Source organism: Streptococcus oralis (assembly GCF_001578945.1).
GTDB lineage: Bacteria > Bacillota > Bacilli > Lactobacillales > Streptococcaceae > Streptococcus > Streptococcus oralis_Q.
The window spans coordinates 260469-261737 of record NZ_KQ969550.1 but is presented as its reverse complement, the minus strand read 5'-3'; the positions used below and the strand labels follow the sequence as shown (position 1 = coordinate 261737).

General features: G+C 39.6%; 2 pseudogenes. Both read right to left on the bottom strand.

The annotated features are described in order from the left end of the window. Positions 1 to 74 precede the first annotated feature (74 nt). Positions 75 to 932: pseudogene (locus tag SORDD16_RS10460) on the bottom strand (transposase); the annotation flags it as partial. 2 nt (positions 933 to 934) lie between these two features. Continuing rightward, positions 935 to 1269, bottom strand: a pseudogene (locus tag SORDD16_RS11040) (IS30 family transposase); the annotation flags it as partial.

Below are 1269 nucleotides of genomic sequence, written 5' to 3'. Positions count from 1 at the left end.
ATAATGGTTCCATATGATTCTTTCTAATGAGTTGTTTAGTCGCTTTTCATTATAGATCTTATGGGACTTTTTTTCTACAATAAAATAGGCTCCATAAGATCTATAGGGGATTTACCCACTACAAATATTATAGAGCCAATTTTCGTTTTAAAGTTTTTGAAGTTCCGAAAACCAAAGGCTTGTCGTTTTATGTCCTTGATAAGCTTGTTGGTTACTTCCAACTTGGCATTTGAGTAAGGGTGCTCGCAGGCATTGATGAATGATATACTCTTTGTACTTTCTAAAGATCTTAAAAGCGGTTCGAAAGGCTTTGTCCTCAATCAGTCCCAAAATTTCGTTTGTCCGTTTCTCTTGAAAATGGAAAAGCAGGAGCTGGTAAAGATTGTACTAATAGCGGAGTTCATCGGAGAAAGCTAAGGTTTTCTCGACGACCTCACGTGGTGTCAGTGTCTGTCTAAAGGTTCTTGAAAAGAAAGGTTTGTCAGACCATTTTCGACTATCTTTTTGAAGGATACGCCAGTAATTTTTCCTGACTCGATGGGGGAGAGAGCGTCTATCAAATTCCTTCATGATGGCAATTCTGATCGTCATCATAGCCCGACTCAAATGCTGGATAATGTGAAATCTATCGAGAATAATCTTTGCCTTAGGAAAAAGTAGTTCTTGATGGTTGCCTGTCGGTTGTTTTCAAGAACGGTAATGGCCTTTCGTGTATGGTAAATCAGCGCAATGAAGGCAAGTTTTCCTTTGTTTCGTGAAAATTCATCCCAGGATAAGACTTCAGGAAGTTTAGAAAAACCCTCAGTGAGGGTGAATTGTTCTAGCTTTCTCTGGACGGTGGAAACGGAAACGTGGACTCTTTTGGCAATGTCAGAGTTTGTGAGTCTTTCTGTGTGTAGTTGCGTTATCTTTGCCCAGACGGGCTCTTGAATTGTCAAATTAAGTGCACATTTTCTTCATAGAAAACTTCATACATAAGGTGTTTTCCAGTTCAGACATTTTTGTGGCCTATTATTAAGTTTGTTCTCCCACAGCTGAATGGTTTGATCATCAATCAATGTTAGATCACTACCTTTTGGAAAATATTCTCTTAGCGGTCCATTCGTATTCTCATTAGTCCCTCGTTGCCATGGAGCATGAGGGTCAGGGAAATAGACTTTAATTTCTGATGATTCGTGAATTCTTTTCCTCAGTTTTCGACTTAACCTTTCGTTATGACGTGTTTTTCCCCGATGGTGGAGTTTGCGAATGACGCCACGAGCACCATGT